At 31.3% G+C, this 20,010-nt stretch carries 12 protein-coding genes; 9 read left to right on the top strand and 3 right to left on the bottom strand.

Annotated elements, in window-relative coordinates; translation table 11 throughout:
- Positions 1–96: 96 nt before the first annotated feature.
- From mngA to CN692_RS07590, 9 genes are all read left to right on the top strand, one after another.
- A complete protein-coding gene (gene mngA, locus CN692_RS07630; protein WP_098118571.1) occupies positions 97–2,034 on the top strand; it encodes a PTS 2-O-a-mannosyl-D-glycerate transporter subunit IIABC in 1,938 nt (645 codons plus the stop codon).
- A 15-nt stretch (positions 2,035–2,049) separates the two neighbouring features.
- On the top strand, positions 2,050–4,656 hold the full coding sequence (gene mngB, locus CN692_RS07625; RefSeq protein WP_098118570.1) for a mannosylglycerate hydrolase: 2,607 nt from the start codon (positions 2,050–2,052) through the stop codon (positions 4,654–4,656).
- A gap of 301 nt (positions 4,657–4,957) precedes the next feature.
- A complete protein-coding gene (locus tag CN692_RS07620; protein WP_098118569.1) occupies positions 4,958–5,449 on the top strand; it encodes a hypothetical protein in 492 nt (163 codons plus the stop codon).
- Between the two features lie 3 nt (positions 5,450–5,452).
- Positions 5,453–7,084, top strand: coding sequence for an AlwI family type II restriction endonuclease (locus CN692_RS07615; protein ID WP_098118568.1), 1,632 nt, complete (start codon positions 5,453–5,455; stop codon positions 7,082–7,084).
- A 39-nt stretch (positions 7,085–7,123) separates the two neighbouring features.
- On the top strand, positions 7,124–7,516 hold the full coding sequence (locus CN692_RS07610; protein ID WP_098118567.1) for a hypothetical protein: 393 nt from the start codon (positions 7,124–7,126) through the stop codon (positions 7,514–7,516).
- Between the two features lie 210 nt (positions 7,517–7,726).
- Positions 7,727–8,911 carry a DNA cytosine methyltransferase gene (locus CN692_RS07605; protein ID WP_098118566.1) on the top strand — a complete coding sequence of 395 codons (1,185 nt, stop codon included), beginning with the start codon at positions 7,727–7,729 and terminating at the stop codon, positions 8,909–8,911.
- A 942-nt stretch (positions 8,912–9,853) separates the two neighbouring features.
- On the top strand, positions 9,854–11,572 hold the full coding sequence (locus CN692_RS07600; RefSeq protein ID WP_098118565.1) for an AIPR family protein: 1,719 nt from the start codon (positions 9,854–9,856) through the stop codon (positions 11,570–11,572).
- A 1,601-nt stretch (positions 11,573–13,173) separates the two neighbouring features.
- On the top strand, positions 13,174–15,942 hold the full coding sequence (locus CN692_RS07595; RefSeq protein ID WP_098118564.1) for an AAA family ATPase: 2,769 nt from the start codon (positions 13,174–13,176) through the stop codon (positions 15,940–15,942).
- A complete protein-coding gene (locus CN692_RS07590) occupies positions 15,939–16,616 on the top strand; it encodes an HNH endonuclease (protein WP_179874392.1) in 678 nt (225 codons plus the stop codon). The genes CN692_RS07595 and CN692_RS07590 overlap by 4 nt, the downstream gene beginning before the upstream one ends.
- A 698-nt stretch (positions 16,617–17,314) precedes the next feature.
- Here CN692_RS07590 and CN692_RS07585 read toward each other — a convergent pair.
- Genes CN692_RS07585 through CN692_RS07575 form a run of 3 tightly spaced genes read right to left on the bottom strand, consistent with a single transcriptional unit; the run spans position 17,315 to position 19,913 of the window.
- Positions 17,315–17,713, bottom strand: coding sequence for a DndE family protein (locus tag CN692_RS07585; protein WP_098118562.1), 399 nt, complete (start codon positions 17,711–17,713; stop codon positions 17,315–17,317).
- Positions 17,714–19,720, bottom strand: coding sequence for a DNA sulfur modification protein DndD (dndD, locus tag CN692_RS07580; RefSeq protein ID WP_098118561.1), 2,007 nt, complete (start codon positions 19,718–19,720; stop codon positions 17,714–17,716).
- Entirely contained in the window at positions 19,710–19,913 is a 204-nt protein-coding gene (locus CN692_RS07575; RefSeq protein WP_098118560.1) for a DNA modification system-associated small protein, read from the bottom strand. The genes dndD and CN692_RS07575 overlap by 11 nt, the downstream gene beginning before the upstream one ends.
- Between the last annotated feature and the right edge of the window lie 97 nt (positions 19,914–20,010).

The following is a 20,010-nucleotide window of genomic DNA, read 5'->3' as shown; positions in this document are numbered from 1 at the left end:
AAACTTGTGTAAAAATAAGAAGAATCAATCTTCTTATTTTTTTTTTGCTATGATGTAGTCAAAGTAGTCCATTAATAAATGAAAGGGGTTACAAAAATGCAGTTAAAAAAGTTAACTTCTCAAAGTTTAGTAAGTACGAAAGAGCGATTTGCATCTAAGGAAGAGATCATAAAATTTTTAGTTAAAAAATTAGCATCAGAAGGAAAAATCAATTCTGAAGTAGAGTTCTATAAAGCAGTAATGGAAAGAGAAGCTTTATCTCCAACTGGTTTTGAAGGTGGTCTTGCAATTCCACATGGAAAATCTTCTGCTGTAAATGAAGCTTCATTTGCAATTGTAACGCTTGAGAAACCAATCAGTTCTTGGGAAAGTACCGATCCAAAGAATCAAGTTGAATTAGTCATTTTGTTAGCGATTCCAGATGAGGAGAGTGGTACAACTCATCTAACTTTATTGTCTGAATTGGTTACTAGACTATCGAATGAAGAGTATAAAAATAATCTACTTTTTTCAAGGACGAACAAAGAACTATATGAAAAACTTGATTCACCGTTACAATCCACTTATCAGGTAATCTCTCAAACAAGTAATAAAACTGTACTAGCAATAACAGCTTGCCCGGCTGGAATTGCACATACTTACATGGCAACGGAAGCGCTAGTCAGAGCAGGGAATGAATTAGGAATTAATGTATTCGTAGAAAAACAAGGCGCAAATGGAATAGAAGATCGTCATAGTTTCGATTTGATAAGAAAAGCTGACGCGATTGTATTTGCAGTGGATGTAGCAGTGAAAGATGAAGAGCGATTCAATCATCTTCCGAAAGTTAAAACATCTGTAGCATCTCCACTCCGAAACGCAAAAGGTATTTTAGAACAAGCATTGCAAAAAGCAGAAATTAAGCCTAAAACAGGCATGATCGATGGAGAAAAATCAGTTCATGAGCCCGAAGATAAATCAATCAAAACAGAAGTAAAGGATTCTCTATTAACAGGAATCTCTCATATCATCCCAATAATTGTAGCAGGTGGTATGACGTTAGCGGCGGCTGTTTTTATTGCTCAAGCATTCGGACTTCAAGATACATATGCTGCGGAAGGTTCATGGTTATGGTTATTACGCCAATTAGGTGGCTCATTATTAGGACAAATCATGATTCCAGTTTTAGCAGCGTATATGGCATACTCGATTGCTGATAAACCAGCATTAGGACCAGGTTTTGCAGCAGGGGTAGCAGCAAATTTAATTGGCAGTGGATTTTTAGGTGGTATGCTAGGCGGTTTACTAGCAGGTTATTTCTTAAAATATTTAAAAACTAGAGTAAAACCAAAGGGCACTTTCGCAGGCTTTGTTAGTTTTTGGTTTTATCCTGTAGTAGGAACGCTTGTTGTTGGTTCAATCATGCTATTTGTAATTGGCAAGCCATTAGCTCTCTTAAACCAGGGACTAATTGAATGGCTAGATGGAATGAGTGGAACAAATGCAATAATTCTTGGTGCAATTTTAGGTGCGATGGTCTCATTTGACCTTGGAGGTCCAGTGAACAAAGCAGCCTACACTTTCTGTATTGGTGCAATGGCTAGTGGAAATATTGTACCTTATGCAGCCTTTGCATCAGTAAAAATGGTTTCTGCATTCTCAGTTACAGGAGCAACTATAATAGGCAAACATTATTTCTCTGAACAAGAAAAAGAAATCGGGAAACAAACATGGTTACTTGGATTAGCGGGAATAACGGAAGGAGCAATTCCTTTTATGATTAACGATCCGTTTCGAGTCATTCCATCATTAATTGCTGGTTCAGCTGTAACTGGAGCTATTGTTGCTTACTTTAATATTGGACTGAATGTTCCTGGAGCTGGAATTTTCTCATTAGCCCTACTTCAAGGGAAACCAGCCCTATTATCAGCAAGTATTTGGCTTGGTGCGGCATTAATTGGGGCAGTCATTTCAACAATACTATTAATAATGACAAGAAAACAAAAAATCGTAAAAGACATAAAAGTAAAAGCATCACAACAAAGTGCAGCATAAGAGCGGAGGAGCAAAATGAAAAAAGTTCATATCGTTCCACATATGCATTGGGACAGAGAATGGTATTTTACAACTGAAGAATCTAGAATTCTATTAGTCAATAATATGGAAGAAATTATGGAAATGTTAGAAACAAATCCAGATTATCCTTACTATGTATTAGATGGACAAACAGCTATTTTAGAAGATTATTTTGCTGTAAAACCAGAAAATAAGGAACGAGTAAAAAAACTAGTTCAAGAAGGCCGACTAATTATTGGACCATGTTATACACAAACGGATGAAATGATTGTTGGTGGTGAGTCTATCGTTCGCAATTTATTGTATGGAATGAAGGACTGCGAAGAATTTGGAGAACCGATGAAAATTGGATATCTTCCAGACTCTTTTGGACAATCTGCTCAAATGCCGATGATTTTAAATGGATTTGATATTAAGTATTCAATCTTTTGGCGTGGTACTTCTGAACGTCATGGTACAGATAAGACTGAATTTTATTGGGAGACAGATGATGGATCTAAGTTGTTAGTTCAATTGTTTCCACTTGGTTATGCGATTGGCAAGTACTTACCAGAGGATGAAGAAGTACTGCAAAGTAGAATTGATAAGTATTTCACTGTACTTGACCGTGGAGCAACGACTGATCATATTATTTTACCGAATGGGCATGATCAAATGCCCATTCAAAAGAATATTTTTACGATCATCGAAAAGCTAGAAAAGCTATATCCTGAACGTGAATTTTTCTTAAGTAAATATGAAAATATTTTTGAGAACCTTGAGGAGCAAGAAGAACTAGATACGTTGAAAGGCGAATTTCTAGATGGAAAGTATATGCGTGTCCATCGTAGTATTTACTCGACTAGAATGGACATTAAAGCGGCAAATACTAGAATTGAAAATAAAATTACTAATATATTAGAACCACTTGCATCAATTGCATATCGTTTTGGTTTTGAGTATCACCACGGTTTAATTGAATTAATTTGGAAAGAAATCTTGAAAAACCACGCACATGATAGCATTGGCTGTTGCTGTTCTGATAAAGTACACAGAGAAATTCTAAATCGTTTTTATGTAGCAGAAGAAAAAGTCGATCAACTAATTAATTTTTATAAACGGAAGATTGTGGATTCGATGGATACTTCTAATGAACATGATCGAATTACACTTTTTAACTTACTTCCTTACGAGCGATATGAAGTTGTGACAACAAGCGTAATGACAAAATTAAAGTCATTTAAGCTAGTTGACCATGAATCTAATGAAATCGATTACGAAATTACCGAAAGAAAGATTATTGACCCAGGGCTAATTGATCGTCAAATCGTTCATTATGGAAACTATGATCCATTTATTGAATATACAATTCAATTAAAGTCTACGATTCCATCAATGGGTTATAAGACATATTTCGTAGAGGAAAGTGATGGAGTCAAAAATAGAGTAATTAGTTCTACTAATAAAATTGAAACAGACTATTATGAGATTGTTGTAAATTCAAATGGAACTTTGGATATCTTTGATAAGCAACTTAAACAAAACTTTAAAAATGTTCTTCTTTTAGAAAACGGTGGAGATGATGGCGATGAATATGACTTCTCTCCACTTCAATATGAAGGGCTAATTTATAGCTATTCAGTTTACGCTAATATTAAAGTTCAGCAAAATCGATTTGGTGCAACGATTGATATTAACTATACACTACCTGTCCCGTCAAACTTAGAAAAACGCAAAGAACAAATTTATGATGGCGAAGTAGACATTCATATTGTAGTAAATGTTCCAAAGGATAAACCTAGACTCGATGTAAAATTTGAAATTGATAATCAAGCAATGGATCATCGACTTAGAGTATTAATTCCAACTAATATTGCGTCAGTTTTCTCATTATCAGACAATCAATTTGGTTCGATTAAACGTGGTGTTGTCGATCATGCAATTCATGTGTGGGAGGAAGAAAACTGGGATGAGCGACCAGATCCGATTTATCCTATGTTGAGCTATGTGGCTTTATCGAATGATGAATATGGAGTTGGTGTATTAACGAATAGCACTAGAGAGTATGAAATTATTGGTAGAAAATTTGATACGATAGCGATTACTTTGTTTAGGAGTGTTGGTTTTCTTGGGAAAGAAGAGATGGTTCGTAGACCTGGGCGACCTTCTGGTATTAAGTTGGCTACTCCGGATTCTCAGATGATTGGGAAGTTGTCTTTGGAGTTTGCGATTGCTACATATAATAAGGGAGAGAATGTTGCTCGGATTGCTAAGGAGTATTTAACTCCGATTGTTAGTTATAATAAGATTCCTTTTGATGCTATGAAGTTGAATGGGTCTGATGTGAAGACGCCGTTGGAGTTTAGTTTTTTTAGGGAGATATCTTCTAGTATGGTTTTGAGTACTTTGAAGAAGGCTGAGAGAGCGGATGGGTTTGTTTTGCGGTTTTATAATCCTTTGGAGATAGGAGCGAATGTTGTTTTTGAATTTGATGGTGAGATTGGGCAGGTATATGCTGTTAATTTAAATGAGAAAGTACAAGAAGAGGTTTTAGTTAATGACCAGCAGGTTGCAATAAATGTTAAAACAAATCAAGTTAAATCAATTTTGTTATTAAAATAAAATTACTCATATGAAACAAAAAGGCTATTTTTCGTTTTTTTAAAACGGGAAATAGCCTTTTTTGATTGGGGTTCTAGAGTATTAAAAAAGATTTCATTGTAGTTTGCACGAATGACAGAACATATATTTTACGCACATTGCTTGTTTGAATATATATTTGTTAAAAACCTCGATTAAAGTAAATAATAAAAAAATTCAATATATATAAAAAAATCACCTTATAAGCTGATTTTCCAATACAGTGAATCGTATATTCTTAAATCATCGAAGAGAAAATTGTTTAAATTGGGAGGTGTATGATTTGTCAAACTTTATGCCTGAAGATAAAGAACTGTTGCAAGGAGTACTGCACAAGATTATTCTTTATCGAGTTACTAGAAACATAAACAATGAACTTGTGTCGCGAAAGATTAAACACTACCAATTGAGCGAAGCCACCGGTAGAATAGGAAACTGGTTTAATCGGACATTCAACAATTTAGAAGATATGAGAGTTTCGACACTTATAAAATTGATTTCAGCAGTATCAAAGATTCACTCCGACCAGAACAGGGATAATCCATTGTTAATTACTTCAATAATCGACAATGAAATAATGGAAATTGCTTCTGTTTTATTGGACCTAAATGATGTTGAGATTGAGGATTTGCTCAGCCCCGATTCTGGAATAACAGAATTCATTATTAATTTAAAGTTTTATGTTGATTCATTGGAATCTAATGACGATATATCGCCAAAAGAATCTGATGTTTACGACCGTATTTTTAATCTTATTAAAAAAGAGGAGTTATAGGAAATGGTTGAAAGAAAAATATGGTTCATTACACGTCCGGAACGTGACCCTAAGTTCCATAAAGATGCAATACTTGCCTTAAATGATGCAACTGAAGGATTTAAGATCAAGTGGGCTGGCAATAGAGAAGCGCACTTAAATTATGAACGGGCTTTAAATATTAGGGGGATAAAGCGTGAAAATGTTAGTAATGACGGTTCTGGAGGCAGAACATGGGCGGCCATGTTAAAAACATTCTCTTATGTTTATACAGACGAGGAAGGAAAACTAAGGCTTACAAAAGTAGGGAGAAAGATCATGGAAGGTGAAAAGGTAAGAGAAAATGTTACTAAGCAGATTCTTACACTACAAATTCCAAATGCATATTTTCTTGAATCTGGTTTCCGCCCTCAATTCGAATCAGGATTTCGAATTAGACCTGCAAGATTTGTAATTAAATTGGTGAACCAAGCACAACTCGGCTACTATCTAACAAAAGAGGAAATCACCTATTTTGCATTAACTGCCAAGACAGATAATGAACTTATGTCTATAACGGAAAAAATTTTGAGATTTCGAAATGGAAATACAGCGGAAAAATCAGAAATAAAACAAAAAATTGTAGCAGAATTTGATCACCGTGAAAGATCCGATAAAGGAGCAAGGGCTTTTGAGATAGCCCATGGTGACGTAGCTCATACGTTTATGCTTATTTGTGATTATACTGGATTGGTTGAATATATTCGCGGGGAAGCACTTAGAATTAATCCAGTAAACTCAAAGAGAGTATCAAATGAGTTAGTTGCTTACGATAACAGATATCCGTTTAACACTCGGTATCATATTTCGCTACAGCGTATGGCGGAGAACAACGGTCTTGATATTGATAGCTATAAAGCAAGTAATTACGGTGAGATTAGGCCGGCAACTAATAAAGCAAAAACTGAAAAAAAAATAAAAGATTTGCTTTCAGTTTATCCGTTTCTTGAAGAATTGTCACATGAAGATATTAAAAACATTCTGCTGAAAGAGTTCTCTGAAAAAGAATCTGAGAAACATGCAGATGAAATTAAGAAATATAGTATTAGGGGTTTAAATATCGATTTCGTAGAAGGCTATTTAAATGAAACTAATGAACATCAATTTGAGCAAAAAACTGCAGAAATACTTAGAGCAATAGGTTTTAATATTGAAATGAACCCGAAACCATTATCAAATGAAAAAACAGAAATTGAATTACTCGCCAAGCTGGGAGATAAATATTCCTTTATAATCGATGCAAAAATGTATCGACCGAAGTTTCCACTATCAGCAAATCTAGTTTCCCATATGGCCTCAGAGTATATTCCGAACTACGAAGGATACGACAACAGGGCGGTTGCTTTTTTTGGATATGTTACCGTGTCTGCATGGAGCGGAGAAAAAAATCTTGAGAAGATTAGTAAGTTAGCGAAAAGAGCAATTCCTGAACGAGACATTAAAGGAATAATGTTAAGTGCGAATGTTATGCTCGGTTACTTGGACTACTGTATTGATAATGGGATACTTAAACATGAACGAGTAGAACTATTCCTTCAATCAATTGAAAATAAAGCTTTTTCAACGGTTGGTGAATTATTACGTTTTATTCAACCAGTTAATGGATTATTCAAGTAATCCTATATTTCAAAAATGAAACTACAAGGGGGATTATCTATGCCAAAAACGGGAGATACTTTTATCACAACTTTAAAAAAAGCGCATTTAGAATGGGGTAACTATCGATTCACGGGCACAAGGGACGTTATTTATGGAGAAGGTTACCTGCAAATACCTAGAACCGACGCAAAAAGGATTGGAATTTACAATAGTAACCATTCAAGTAGTGTAAACACCTTCAATTGTAATTCCGCAGATGGTTTTTTATCCGGTGTTACTTTAAAGGCCTCCGGTTCAATGGAGGCTGGAGATGTTTATGCAAAACAATTTCAGGGTAGTGGCAACTTACAAATAATTGGAGCTTGGTTCAGCCATATAAGTGCAAAAATAGGAGATAGAGTCAAGGTCACTTGGACCAGTCCAACTGAAATAAAAATAGAGAAACTTTAATTCCTTAATCATTTAAAAATACGATAGAAAAACGTGTTAAATTGAATGGAAATTATCACCCTTCCGCCAATAGGCGGTTTTTTTAGATGTAGAAAATATTGATTACTAAAAGAATGTTTTTGTAAAAGGTAGGACTTGCTTATGTAAAATGGAATGTAACTAGTGTATAATATTCTCTAACTGAAAAGAAAAAAATTGGAGAGAACAATCATGATTTTTGAAAAGGGTGAACTTTTTTGTGGACCGGGTGGTTTGACACTTGGCGCAAAACTAGCAGAAGTAAAAGATTCAGAAGGAAATATTTTTAAAGTTAATCATAAATGGGCAGTTGACTATGACGAAGATACTTGTGAAACATTTCGACACAATATTTGTCCCGAAAATCGAAAATCGGTTATTTGTGCTGATGTTAGAAGGCTAAAACTGAACTTAATGCCAGAAATAGATTGTTTTGCATTTGGCTTCCCATGTAATGATTTTTCTATCGTAGGAGAGTCAAAGGGGTTAGAGGGAGAATTTGGTCCCCTTTATTCTTATGGAATTAAAGTATTGAGATATAAAAGACCTAAATGGTTTATAGCTGAAAATGTTGGCGGGCTTGAAAGTGCTAATGATGGCATGGCATTAATTCAAATATTAAAAGAAATGAAAAACGCCGGTTACAATATTACACCTCATAAATACAAATTTGAAGAGTATGGTGTACCTCAAGCACGTCATAGAATAATTATTGTTGGGATTCGTAATGATATTAACTTGAAGTTTAAAGTACCCAAGGCTCCATATAAAAATAAGAACGAATGGACTTCTGCAAGAAGTGTATTGGAAATGGCAATACCTAATGATGCACCTAACAATGAGCAAACGAAACATACCAAACAGGTTATAGAAAGACTCTCTATTATTAAACCTGGTGACAATGCATGGGCACCATATATTCCTGAAAAGTATCGTTTAAATGTAAAAAGCGCGAAAATGTCTAATATTTATAAAAGATTAGATCCGGATGCTCCTGCATACACCGTAACTGGTTCTGGCGGTGGTGGGACTCATATGTATCATTATGCTGAACCACGAGCTTTAACTAGCCGTGAGAGAGCAAGACTCCAAACTTTTCCAGATGATTTTAAATTTATTGGTGGAAGTGAAAGTGTTCGTGCTCAAGTTGGCATGGCAGTTCCTGTTTATGGTGCTAAAATTATAGTTGAAGCAATATTAAATACCTTTGCGGGTAATGAATATCCATCTGAACCAGCAAGATGGGATGAGGAAGAAATTAGGCAAATGATAGAAACAGGTAAGCAAAAAAAGAAGAGAACCGGCAAAGGAAAAACAAAATCAAGCCAAAAACAGGCAGAGTTGGTACCGGAAGTTCAGGAAGCTTTTGAAATTTAATTGTTTAAATATTATTTAATTTTGACAAAAAGCTTAAAGGGAAAACTTACTCTGTTTTCTTATTAAAAATTATTTTACTTTAAAATAAGCTTTTCACTCTATATTAATTAAAAAGAACGTTTGTTTGAACTTGTACATAGATGGTCGAACTGCCTGGTCGAATAAGGGAACTTTTTTTATTTATTTTTAAAATAAGTCCCTCTTTCTTAGTTAGTCATTCTGTGGCCCTCTATTTTAAATTCATTTAAAATGAGGACATTATTTTTTATACTGAATCTGTATTTATTTATGCTGGACATGGTTACTTCCATGTCCAGTTTGCAATAGTAAGCATCGCCTACATATTCAATTTTTAAGTCCCCCTCTTGGATGTACATCGCATACTATTCTTTTCATTCGCGTCGCATATATATAATTATTTTCTGGTGAATGTAAAGGTTTAACCCCTTTGAGATAACCTTCAAAAGACGAAGGTGAATCATTTTGTCTGATTTTTATTTTACGTGCATTGATTTAGAAAAGGACAATGAGAACAAATTTCCAGATTAGAAGCACATTGTTTTTCACCTAGCATTGTCTTATAGAATGTGAAGCCTGCCCTTCGAGACAAATATACGAATCAAAATGTTTAACATAGACAATGTTAATTTTTTTTATGAAACTACTTTAGGTTTTAGGTCTTTATTAAGGGATAAATTCGTCTGATTACTTAATCAATTAAGTATTTAGCGATGTATGGAGTTTTATATCCTGCTTTAAGTGTATCTGCATTTGGTCTTATTTACTTTTTCAATTACATAATACAATATCTTCTTCTCTTAATTTCTGCATAAAGTTGGATTTGGTAGATACGTTCATATCAAATATTATTAGAGACAAATTGTTTTGAGTATTGCTATAATAATTATATTATTAAATGGTTTTAAGATTTTGGGGGAACTAATGGATAGAATAACAAAGAGTCTTTTAGAAGACTTCTCAAACGTAATGGAACTGGAAATTAAAGATCATAGTAAACTTTTTGAAATGTTTTCAGCATATAGTATTATATCAAAAGTACACAATGAAAAGTTTGAATTAGATGATGTTGTTGGTGGGAATGGCGGAGATTGTGGGATTGATGGATTGGCAATAATTGTTAGTGGCATTATGATAAATTCCATAGATGAGATTGAAGATTTAATAGAAAGATCGGGTAGCATATCTGAAGTTAATTTTCTTCTAATTCAATCTAAGACAAGCTCAACGTTTAATGGAGGAGAAATAAGAACGTTTGGAGACGGAGTGGTTGATTTTTTTTCTGAAAATCCTACTATGGTTAGAAATGACTTTATTAAAAAAAGAGCAAAAATTGTCGAATATATTATCAGTAAGGCTGCCAGAATAAAGAAGATGACATGCGAAATGTATTATGTTACGACCGGAAAATGGGTAGATGATCAAAATCTTATATCTAGAATAGAAAGAATAAAAGAGGATTTAGAAAATCTACATCTCTTTAAACAAGTTAAGATTTCACCAATCGGTGCACGCGAAATTCAAAAATATTATAAGCAAACACAAGAAAAAGTTAGTGCGACTATTAATTTTCCAAATAGAGTTTTACTTCCGGATATAGAAGGAGTCAATGAAGCTTATATTGGAACACTTGAGATTAAAGAGTTCTTGAATTTGATTGAAGATGACTTAGGAAATATAAATCGATCCGTATTCTATGATAACGTTAGGGATTATCAAGGTGAAAATGACGTAAATGAAAGTATTTCAAAAACTGTTCAATCTGAGAAGTCGAATAGGCTTGCAGTTTTAAATAATGGTGTAACAATTGTTGCAAAATCCCTGAATGTTGCAAGAAATGATCTTACTTTAAGTGACTATCAAATTGTAAATGGATGTCAAACATCTCATGTAATATATAATTATAAAGAAGATATTAATAAATTAATTAGTTTGCCGGTAAAAGTAATTGGAACTGAGAAAGAGGATGTAATAAGTGAAATTATAATAGCAAATAATAGCCAAACGGAAGTTAAAAAAGAAGAATTAATGGCGCTAAGTGATTTTCAAAAACGATTAGAGTTATTTTATAATGCTATTAATGAACTTAAGAAAAGGTTATATTATGAAAGAAGATCGAGACAGTATGATGCAGTTCCTAACATTGAAAAAGTTAGAATTGTAACAATTTCTTCTCAAATAAAATGTTTTGCTTCAATGTTTTTAGATAGGCCCCATTTGGCCAGTAGATTTTATGGGAAACTGTTAGAGCAATTATCCGAACTTGCTTTTGTTAGTGATCATGAATTAATGCCTTATTATACTAGTTCATTTGCGTTATATAAGCTAGAATTCTATTTTAGAAATAAGAGTTTAGATTCAAAGTTTAGAAAATTTAAATACCACTTGCTTATGATGTTGCGATATTATACAAGCACCGAACAAGCACCACTTAATTCTAAAAAAATAAATAAAGAAAGTGAAAGAATAAATAAGGAGTTATATAGTGTAAATTTATTAACAATTCTTAGAGAACTAACTAGAGTAATTGAAAATGTTGTTGATGATGTTGAAAGTACAGAAATTACAAAGAGACAGTCTTTAAATGATCAGCTAATTAAAAAAGTCGTTGAATTAAGGAAAGGTAGTATAACATCTGTATAAATAAAATCACGAGCATTTAATAAGCTCGTGTTTTTTTATTTTAATTGATTAAGAAAATAAGTCTATGAGAGAGTAAATGATAATTGCATATATTGCTTCAGAATCAACAAAAGTAGACTTAATTAAAGTGTATCTATAATCATTACATCTTTTAAAAGTTAAATTAATATTAACAATTAGATATTCCAAAGTAAAAGTGATAGTTACCCATAAAATTTGTTAATATTATCAATATTTTTGTTAGTAACGCAAATCAATGGGTTCTAGAATTAAGCCACCTTTTAGTTATTTGAATCATTTTCAATCCTATTACAATTAAATCAAGAAAATCGAATCAAAAGTAATAGAGTAATTATCAATCCAATCAACATAGGTAACAAATTCCGTCTAGCCATCTCAAACAGACTAACTATACAAGTAGTAGCCGCAAGAAAAAAAGCCCAAGGAATCAATGTTGCTCCACTAACATAAATTCCAGTAATTTGCCCCATAGCGTCAAAGTTACAACTCCATGCTCAATTCTTAAGCGAAAAATAAAGAAACTGATTAGAGATAAAGTTACCAAAATCTACATTTGAAGTTTCACACTTAAAGTAATCTCTACCATTCTTTTTACCATTTTCTAAAGTTATTTGCATATATGAGTATCCAAAAATAATTGTAAATTTAATAACTTACTAGGCACAGATATCAGTGGAATTTCGATAGCTAATGAACATACAAATATAGAATGAAAAGATATTTCTGAATTACAAGAAGAGTGGGATCCTGTGGTCTTTCACCTGTAGAAAAATTAATTAATATTCCTAGTTTGGGTAAATAATTCCCTTTTCGCATATTATTACATTTTGAGTCGAAAACATTCAGTTAAGGCTAAACAAATAAAGTAGGGCTATATTACCTAGTTAAGCTAGTTCGGTAAAGTAATAACAAACTAAATAATATTATTTCACTTGTTACATGAACTCACCATGCTTTAAGTTAACAAACCTTTTTAAATGTGTATATTAAACCAGTGACTACATTATCTTATTAACAGCATTTGCTCGATAAGAATATTTAAAAGTCCTATCAATCTTACCTTCAGGATATATTTGAGCTAACTGATGAAAAATTTAATAGCAATTTTTTTAGGTTCTAGTGTATATTTCACAGCGATTTCGGATTTGGGGAATCCATTAATTGAAGTATATTCGCATAAGGAATAAAAGTAAGATTATCTTCCTGGAACTTTTCTTCAAAAGTAATCTTATCAATAAATGGATTATATCAGGTTATGTAGTAATCTACTGATTACTGAATTGAGGTTAGTGGTGTTCGGATTCGATGAGTAATTTTGCGTGCACATTGCTTTTGGAGAATATTCGCTCGTTCTGCATGGTGTAAAATGATATTAAATCTCATTATTTACTATCACAAGTTTCTTTAAAGTAAGGTCTAAAGGTATAAATACATCCCTCATTGCAATAAACGCTTCTATTTGAAAGTTAATTTCAAAAGATTCCTCTACCCTAAATTTTTAATTATTGATAAGATTAGGAAAGTATAGGTAAAAACTGTAAACCTGTACTCAAAATTTATAATTGAGAGGAGAATCTTCTATGAATCTAGATTTAGGACTTTATGAATGTGCTCCATTAGAATTGTTAGAAAGAATAGAGAACAGTAAAGTACAACTAGTAAATTTAAGCCCCCCAGTGCCAAAACAAAATAGCATATCAACAAAAAGTTCATATGTAGGGGAAGCAACGTTAGTAATTCAGCATGCTAAACGTATATTAACTGATAACGGTGTAATATGTTTCAATACAAACGATTTCTATTCAGAGTACATACGTACAATACTTGACCATGTTTTTAGCAGAAAAAACTTTGTACAAGAATACATTATAACATTTAATAGTCAAAGTAAAAAAAAATCAAACTTTAATCGTCTTTTAGTATACTGCAAGTCGTTTAATGATTTTACTTTAAACTTAATAGGCCCATCTAATCCTGAGAATTTCTTAAGTAAAAAATTATTTAAAGATGAAAGAGGCAATTACTATTTAGATGATTTGCTTGAACCAATCCTAAATCCTGCCAGAGTTTTCATGTGGTTAAATCATGAACTTCCTTCCGGTATGTCATGGCGTTTCTCAAGGGAAACATTAAACAAGTTTTTAAAAGACGAGCTTATTCACTTTGAGAATACAGGAATTCCAAAGTTAAAAAGATTTACAAGCAATATTAATTTAAACAATATATGGGATAATGACATACTAAATGATTTAAATTATAATACCAAAGATTCATATATAAGAAATATAATTTCTCTTTATACTTCGGTGGGAGATATGGTATTGGATCCATATCTTACTCAGAAAAGTATTAGCCTTATTTCCTCTATGCAATTAGGTAGGTTGTGGATTGGTTGTAATTCAAATAAACGAACGTTAATTGAATTAGAAGAAACTTTTAATACACAGTTTAGAGATTTAGGATTTAGATATTATATAAAAGAATTTTTGTTTGAGAAGCCCATTTTATATCCGAGTATTAAATTAAAACAATCTATATTAAGTGGACTCGAGTTTGATAATAAACAAAATATAAATTTAAGGCTAGTTACAGTTGATGAGTATCAATTTTTAACATGTGTAAAAAATGGGTTGTGGGGAAGTAACAACACCTCAATAAAGAATTGGGGAATTGATGATTTTATTGTTTTTATTGTAAATAAGAAGATTGTGGCCCTTTCAGTTATTACACAAGCTATGTTTAATTCAGATGATATAGTATGGGATAATGGTCATTTTCCATACAGAGTAAAAATTAAATTCAAAAAAATATTTAAGGTAGAAGATAGAATTCAGATAGAAGGGGCAATAAAAGAAAAGTTAAAGGGGAATTGGGACAATTATGGTATACCTATTCGCTTTAGACTCCCTTTACCAAATGATTCTGCTGAAGCAATTTTAAAGGAGATTAATAGTAGGAAAAATGCTTTAAAGTATTATAAAGAAAATATTGATATGCTATTAAATGAAGAAGGACAAAATAGAGTAGTAAAACAAAATGAAAAAATCAAAAGTAATTTAAAAAATGGTAAAGAAAGAATAGAAGAAAAAGATAATAGAAAAAAAAACCTTGTATTCAAAAAAATGGAAATAAGAAATTGGAGACAATTTGAAAAAGTAGAGATAGATTTCCATGAAAATTTAACTATTTTTATAGGAATAAATGGATCAGGAAAAACTACCATCTTAAATCTCCTTAATAAGCATTTTGGGTGGAATAACAACATGATTAGTAGCCCACAACAAAATTATAGTAAAGGAAGTATTACCTATACTTCAGGTACTAGGAAAGAGATTGATTATAACGTTGGAGAATCAGAAAATTTAGAAATAGGTAGGATTTTATATAGTGATAATAAGGAGTCTCCACTTTTTGTTCCGTCTATAGTAGAAAATACTTATCAAGTTTTTATTGAATCAATACCAAAGATGAGCGGGCTTCATATTCCTTCTCACAGGCCAGTTTATAACTTTAGTCAAATAGAAAGCATACCAACACAAATTAAATCTCTTCAAGATTTTTTTGACGAGTATACTAAGTCTATTAAGCAAGGTTATTTTAGTATTAATAATGATAAGAGTCCTATACATATATTAAAAGAAAGTTTGATTACATTAGCTTTATTTGGTTCTGGACAGGGGGATATTATACAACCGAATGAAATAGCACACCAATTGTTTATAGATTTTCAGAGAATTCTTGGATTTGTTTTACCCCACGATCTAGGCTTTAAAAGTATCACTATTCAACTACCAGAGGTTATTTTAGATACAAAGTCAGGGCTCTTTTCACTTGATTCTGTTTCAGGTGGAATAGCGGCTCTTATAGATATAACTTGGCAAATATTTCTTTTTGATAGGCTAGGTGGTAACTTTATAGTAACTATTGACGAGCCCGAGAACCATTTACATCCAGAAATTCAACGATTATTATTACCAAATATACTTAATGCTTTTCCGCATATACAATTTATTGTGACAACACATAATCCATTTATAATTAGTTCTGTTGAAAATTCTAACATCTATGCTCTTCGGTATAATGAAAACCAAAAGATAGAAAGTGCTTTTCTAGACGGTGTAAATAAAGCAGGTACTTCAAATGATATTCTCATAGAAGCCCTTGGACTTTCTTATACAATGCCTTTATGGGCAGAAGAAAAATTGGAAACCATAAGTGATAAGTTTGTGAATAGGGAACTTAATAACAGTACGCTGAATGAATTAGAAAAGGATATGAATAGTATTGGATTAGGAGACTATACAAATAAAACTTTAGAAAAAATTATTAAGGAGAAATACAAAAAGTGATCAAACTTGAAAAGAAAGAAAAACCTGATAAGCTAAGAGAAAATGCAGAGCAATGGACCAAAGACTATCTTGCTCATTTCTTAAAAAAAGATAACATATACAACCGTATCCAAGGCTTGAAAATTCCTAAATCCATCGAGGGTAGATATGGACATCAAACCATAAAAAAAGTATTGCTCGAAGAGACAGAAGAAAAGTGTGCTTATTGCGAGAGTAAAATACTCCATAATAGCCCAGGAGATATTGAGCACATATATCCTAAAAGAACTCGTCCGGATCTTGCCTTTGAATGGACCAATTTAACATTAGCTTGTAGTAAGTGCAATACAAGTGGGAAAGGTGGATATTATGATCCCGCGTTACCACTTATAAATCCATATGTAGATGATCCATTGAATCATTTTTATGGACTAAGGGCACTAGTGCTTCCTATGCCCCAGGATTTAAGAGCAATAAAAACTCATAATATCTTAAAGATTAATAGATTACCTTTATATGAAAAAAGAAAAGAATTATTAGATGATACATCTAATTTAGTAAGTGCTCTAAGTATGATTCCTGATGAAAGGAAGGAAAAAGAGAGTATAAAGAAATTTATTATAGAAAAAACTCATCCTAAAAAGGAATTTTCTTTCATAATTAGAGAGTATTTAAAGCAAGTGTGTTTTATCTAAACTAAATTTTTAAAGCTCGAAGAAAATAGGGAAAGTGGATATTAGATATTTTGGAAAATATAGAAATTGTAAAAAATAAAAGTAATTAATTTGATGATTTAAATATAGTTGATAATAAACTTGAAAAAGTATAACATTTTCAGCTAAGAGAGTACTAGTATGACTTTACAATTATGATTACTATTTTTGATAACAGACTTAACTGTGCCATTTGAAAAGATTAAGACTATCAGATTCGCATTTAATGCCTTATTAAAAAATTATTAATTATTATGATTTTTCTGGTATCGGTGAGCCAATTACCTATATTAAGTGGATTTTTCGTACTTCTCAGGTGAATCTGGACCTTGATGTAGCATTACATAGGAGAAACTAGAAAAGAGTTTTTGCAATTATTGAAAATAAAAAAATAAAATGCAACATGTTTATTTTGGCATCAGTTATTTTGAAAAAAAAAGATAAATTTGAAAGACTATTAATAAATATATTAGCATGTATGAATTGAAAAAAATTAAATAATTTTATTGAAATTAAATATAAAATGATATCTTGNNNCAAGATATCATTTTATATTTTTATACTACTTATATAATTTTATCAAAAAAGTAATTTCTAAAAAAGTGAGATAATATTTTTGAAAAAAATGATATATCTTGATTTGTTTTCAAAGTAAAAATGAAACAATAATTATACTTTAGTTATTTTGAAGAATGAGCGTTTACAAGAAAAAGTAAATAATTATCCATACCAGATAACTGATCTACCTCAGATTTCATAATCTGTAAACCATCTTCTACAAAAAATAAAATAAATTTCTCTATATCTTTTTCTTCGAGTGTTCGACCAACTTTATTAATAATTAAATGCTTATATAGCAAATAATCATCTTTTGTAATTACACTTAAAGGAAATTCAAAATCAGACTTTTCACTTAAAGCGATAGGCTCATCTACCTTTTTTTCAGAAACTAATCCTTTAGCAAATGCAATTCTTAATGTATCTGGTCTTTGATTTGCTACTGGTAAATCGAATTCTGCCATTATTTTATTTAATATTTCAAATCCTTGTTTAGATAGTTTTGCTTTACCTATTGCCAATTATAATACACCTCCAGCAAATTCAAAGTAACCTTCACGAATTTTTGTGAATTCTTCTTCATCATCGTGTTCCAATACATATGATTTTACAAGGTGAGGTTCTAGGTCTTTCATAAATCTTTCATCTATTTCTGTATCAGTAGAAAGTATAATCACTTGCTCATTTAATTTAGTAAAGTAACTATTAACTAAATTTGTTCTATGAATGCTATCTAATCTAGCTAGTGGCGTATCAATTACAAATGGCATTTTAGTTCCTGCTACTTTTGTAAGTGCCCAAATCATTGCTAATGCAATAAGTTGTTTCTCACCCTCTGACCTTGATGTTAAGTCTATTTCTCTATCGTCTTCATCAAAAATGCGCAGTGTAAAATCTTTTGAATCGAACTCTATTCTATTTAAATCTTTTTTTCTAAATAAAATATTTAAAATGTTTTCTATTTCCACTTTTAATAAATTTGCTTTTAAAATAGTAACTTCTGAAATAAACTCATTTGTAGCGGATAATAAATTTTTCAATAATTCAACTTTGTGTATAACACCAGAGTTATCATTTTTTGTTTTTAATTTTCCTGTATATTCTCTAGTTAATTTCCCTTGCTCGTCTCTAAGTTTATTAGATTGAATTAATAATAACTTTTTGTTCGCTAGTTGAATAGCAATATCTTTATCTATTTCTCTAATTTTACTATCTTCATTTGAAGTATCTACTTCTTCAGGAGCACTTTCCAATTGAATCTCATAATTTGAAATATCATTCTCTGCTTTATAGCGATCGTCTAATAACTTACTTAAATTACTTGTTGTTGTATTTGGATGACTAATAATTTTTCTATAATCTCCATCGGAAAGGTCATGAATAATATTTAAATCTGTATTGACCATTTTTTCTCGAATATTATTAAGTTTTTTCCAAATGCCTTTTCCTGAAGAATAAATTTGTTGCTTTTGCTCGTCAGTTAAAGGTGGGTTTACATCGGACTTTATAAGTTCTTTCGCAAATAAATCATAGTTTTTAAATATATTACTATTGTGGCTTAAAACGTTATTATATTCTTTTTCATCTTGTAGTCTACTTTTTAAATTATCAATTGGCTTTTTTAAAATTAATTTAAGTAACTCTGTTTTAGCAAATGTCTCAATGCCTTTTTGAATCGAGACTAAATTAGCTTTCTTTTTACCTAATAATTCTGAGATTTTTTGCTTTGAAAGACTAGTTGAAATAAATTTTTGTCTTTTTTGTTTATCCAAAGTATTTTTTTGTTCATGTAGTGAATCTGTAACCATCTTTATTTCGTCAATCTTCTTATCATTATCTTCTAATTCGTTTTGAATCTGTTCAAGCCTTTTTCTGATATTCGCAAGTTCATCGTCTTTAACTAAATTACCTAATTTTTTTGTTTCCGTATTAAAAAGTTGAATAAGATCTTTAGATAAGGTTCTATATAAATCCAATGAAACAACTTTTTGAATAGCATCAATTGTCTCTTTAGCATCGTGCTGACCAACTAAATCTCTAATTTTTTCAGCATCAAAAATAAAGAACTGAGAAACTTCTTTAGGAATTTTTTTGTCTATAAAGCTTATGAACTCCTCAGAACTTGATGATGATTCCATTTTTTGTCCTTCACCATCTATAGTATATAAAGTTATTTTGTCTTCAATACCAGTACGTGTCTGATAAAAATTTACTTCAATTGAGTAAACACCAGTGCTATCTTTAAAACAAAGTTCAATTGAAGATTCGGTACCACCTTCGTTACGGTGTTTTTTATTTATAGCAGAATCGAGAATCTTAGAATATTCATTCTTGTTGAAGAATCTTCTACCATAAAGACATACAAATATTGCATTTATTAGAGAAGTTTTTCCAGCACCATTTAAGCCACCAATTAAAACAATATTTTGATTAAAAGGTGAGAATTTAGGATTCTTCTCAGTGAAGTAAATTGTTTGTGTACCATAATAAGGGCGATAATTTTTGAACTTAATATATTCAAATATCATTTCTATCACTCATTTCTATAGCCCAATATTTAATAAATTCATCCATATCTTTAAAGATTCCTACACGTCTACTCATGTTTTTGTCAGAATATTCTTTTTCTAATTTGATAAGACTTTCTATATATTTGGGTGGAATATTATGTTTAATAACAATTTTGTTTAATAATTCTTTCTCTTCCACTGTAAATTCCATATATTAGCTCCTTCAATACATTGAATTTTTATTTCAATTTAGTAAAATTATCTTATAACTATTATATTATAAGCTAAAAATAATAACCAGGAGGTAA

Source organism: Bacillus sp. AFS002410 (assembly GCF_002556365.1).
Taxonomy (GTDB): domain Bacteria; phylum Bacillota; class Bacilli; order Bacillales; family Bacillaceae_G; genus Gottfriedia.
Note: the sequence above shows the minus strand (reverse complement) of the source record. Positions and strands in the feature narration are given on the sequence as shown.

Coding starts and splice junctions, on each gene's coding strand:
- mngA (WP_098118571.1), top strand. CDS start 97: ATGCAGTTAAAAAAGTTAACTTCTCAAAGTTTAGTAAGTACGAAAGAG.
- mngB (WP_098118570.1), top strand. CDS start 2,050: ATGAAAAAAGTTCATATCGTTCCACATATGCATTGGGACAGAGAATGG.
- CN692_RS07615 (WP_098118568.1), top strand. CDS start 5,453: ATGGTTGAAAGAAAAATATGGTTCATTACACGTCCGGAACGTGACCCT.
- CN692_RS07610 (WP_098118567.1), top strand. CDS start 7,124: ATGCCAAAAACGGGAGATACTTTTATCACAACTTTAAAAAAAGCGCAT.
- CN692_RS07605 (WP_098118566.1), top strand. CDS start 7,727: ATGATTTTTGAAAAGGGTGAACTTTTTTGTGGACCGGGTGGTTTGACA.
- CN692_RS07600 (WP_098118565.1), top strand. CDS start 9,854: ATGGATAGAATAACAAAGAGTCTTTTAGAAGACTTCTCAAACGTAATG.
- CN692_RS07595 (WP_098118564.1), top strand. CDS start 13,174: ATGAATCTAGATTTAGGACTTTATGAATGTGCTCCATTAGAATTGTTA.
- dndD (WP_098118561.1), bottom strand. CDS start 19,720: ATGATATTTGAATATATTAAGTTCAAAAATTATCGCCCTTATTATGGT.
- CN692_RS07575 (WP_098118560.1), bottom strand. CDS start 19,913: ATGGAATTTACAGTGGAAGAGAAAGAATTATTAAACAAAATTGTTATT.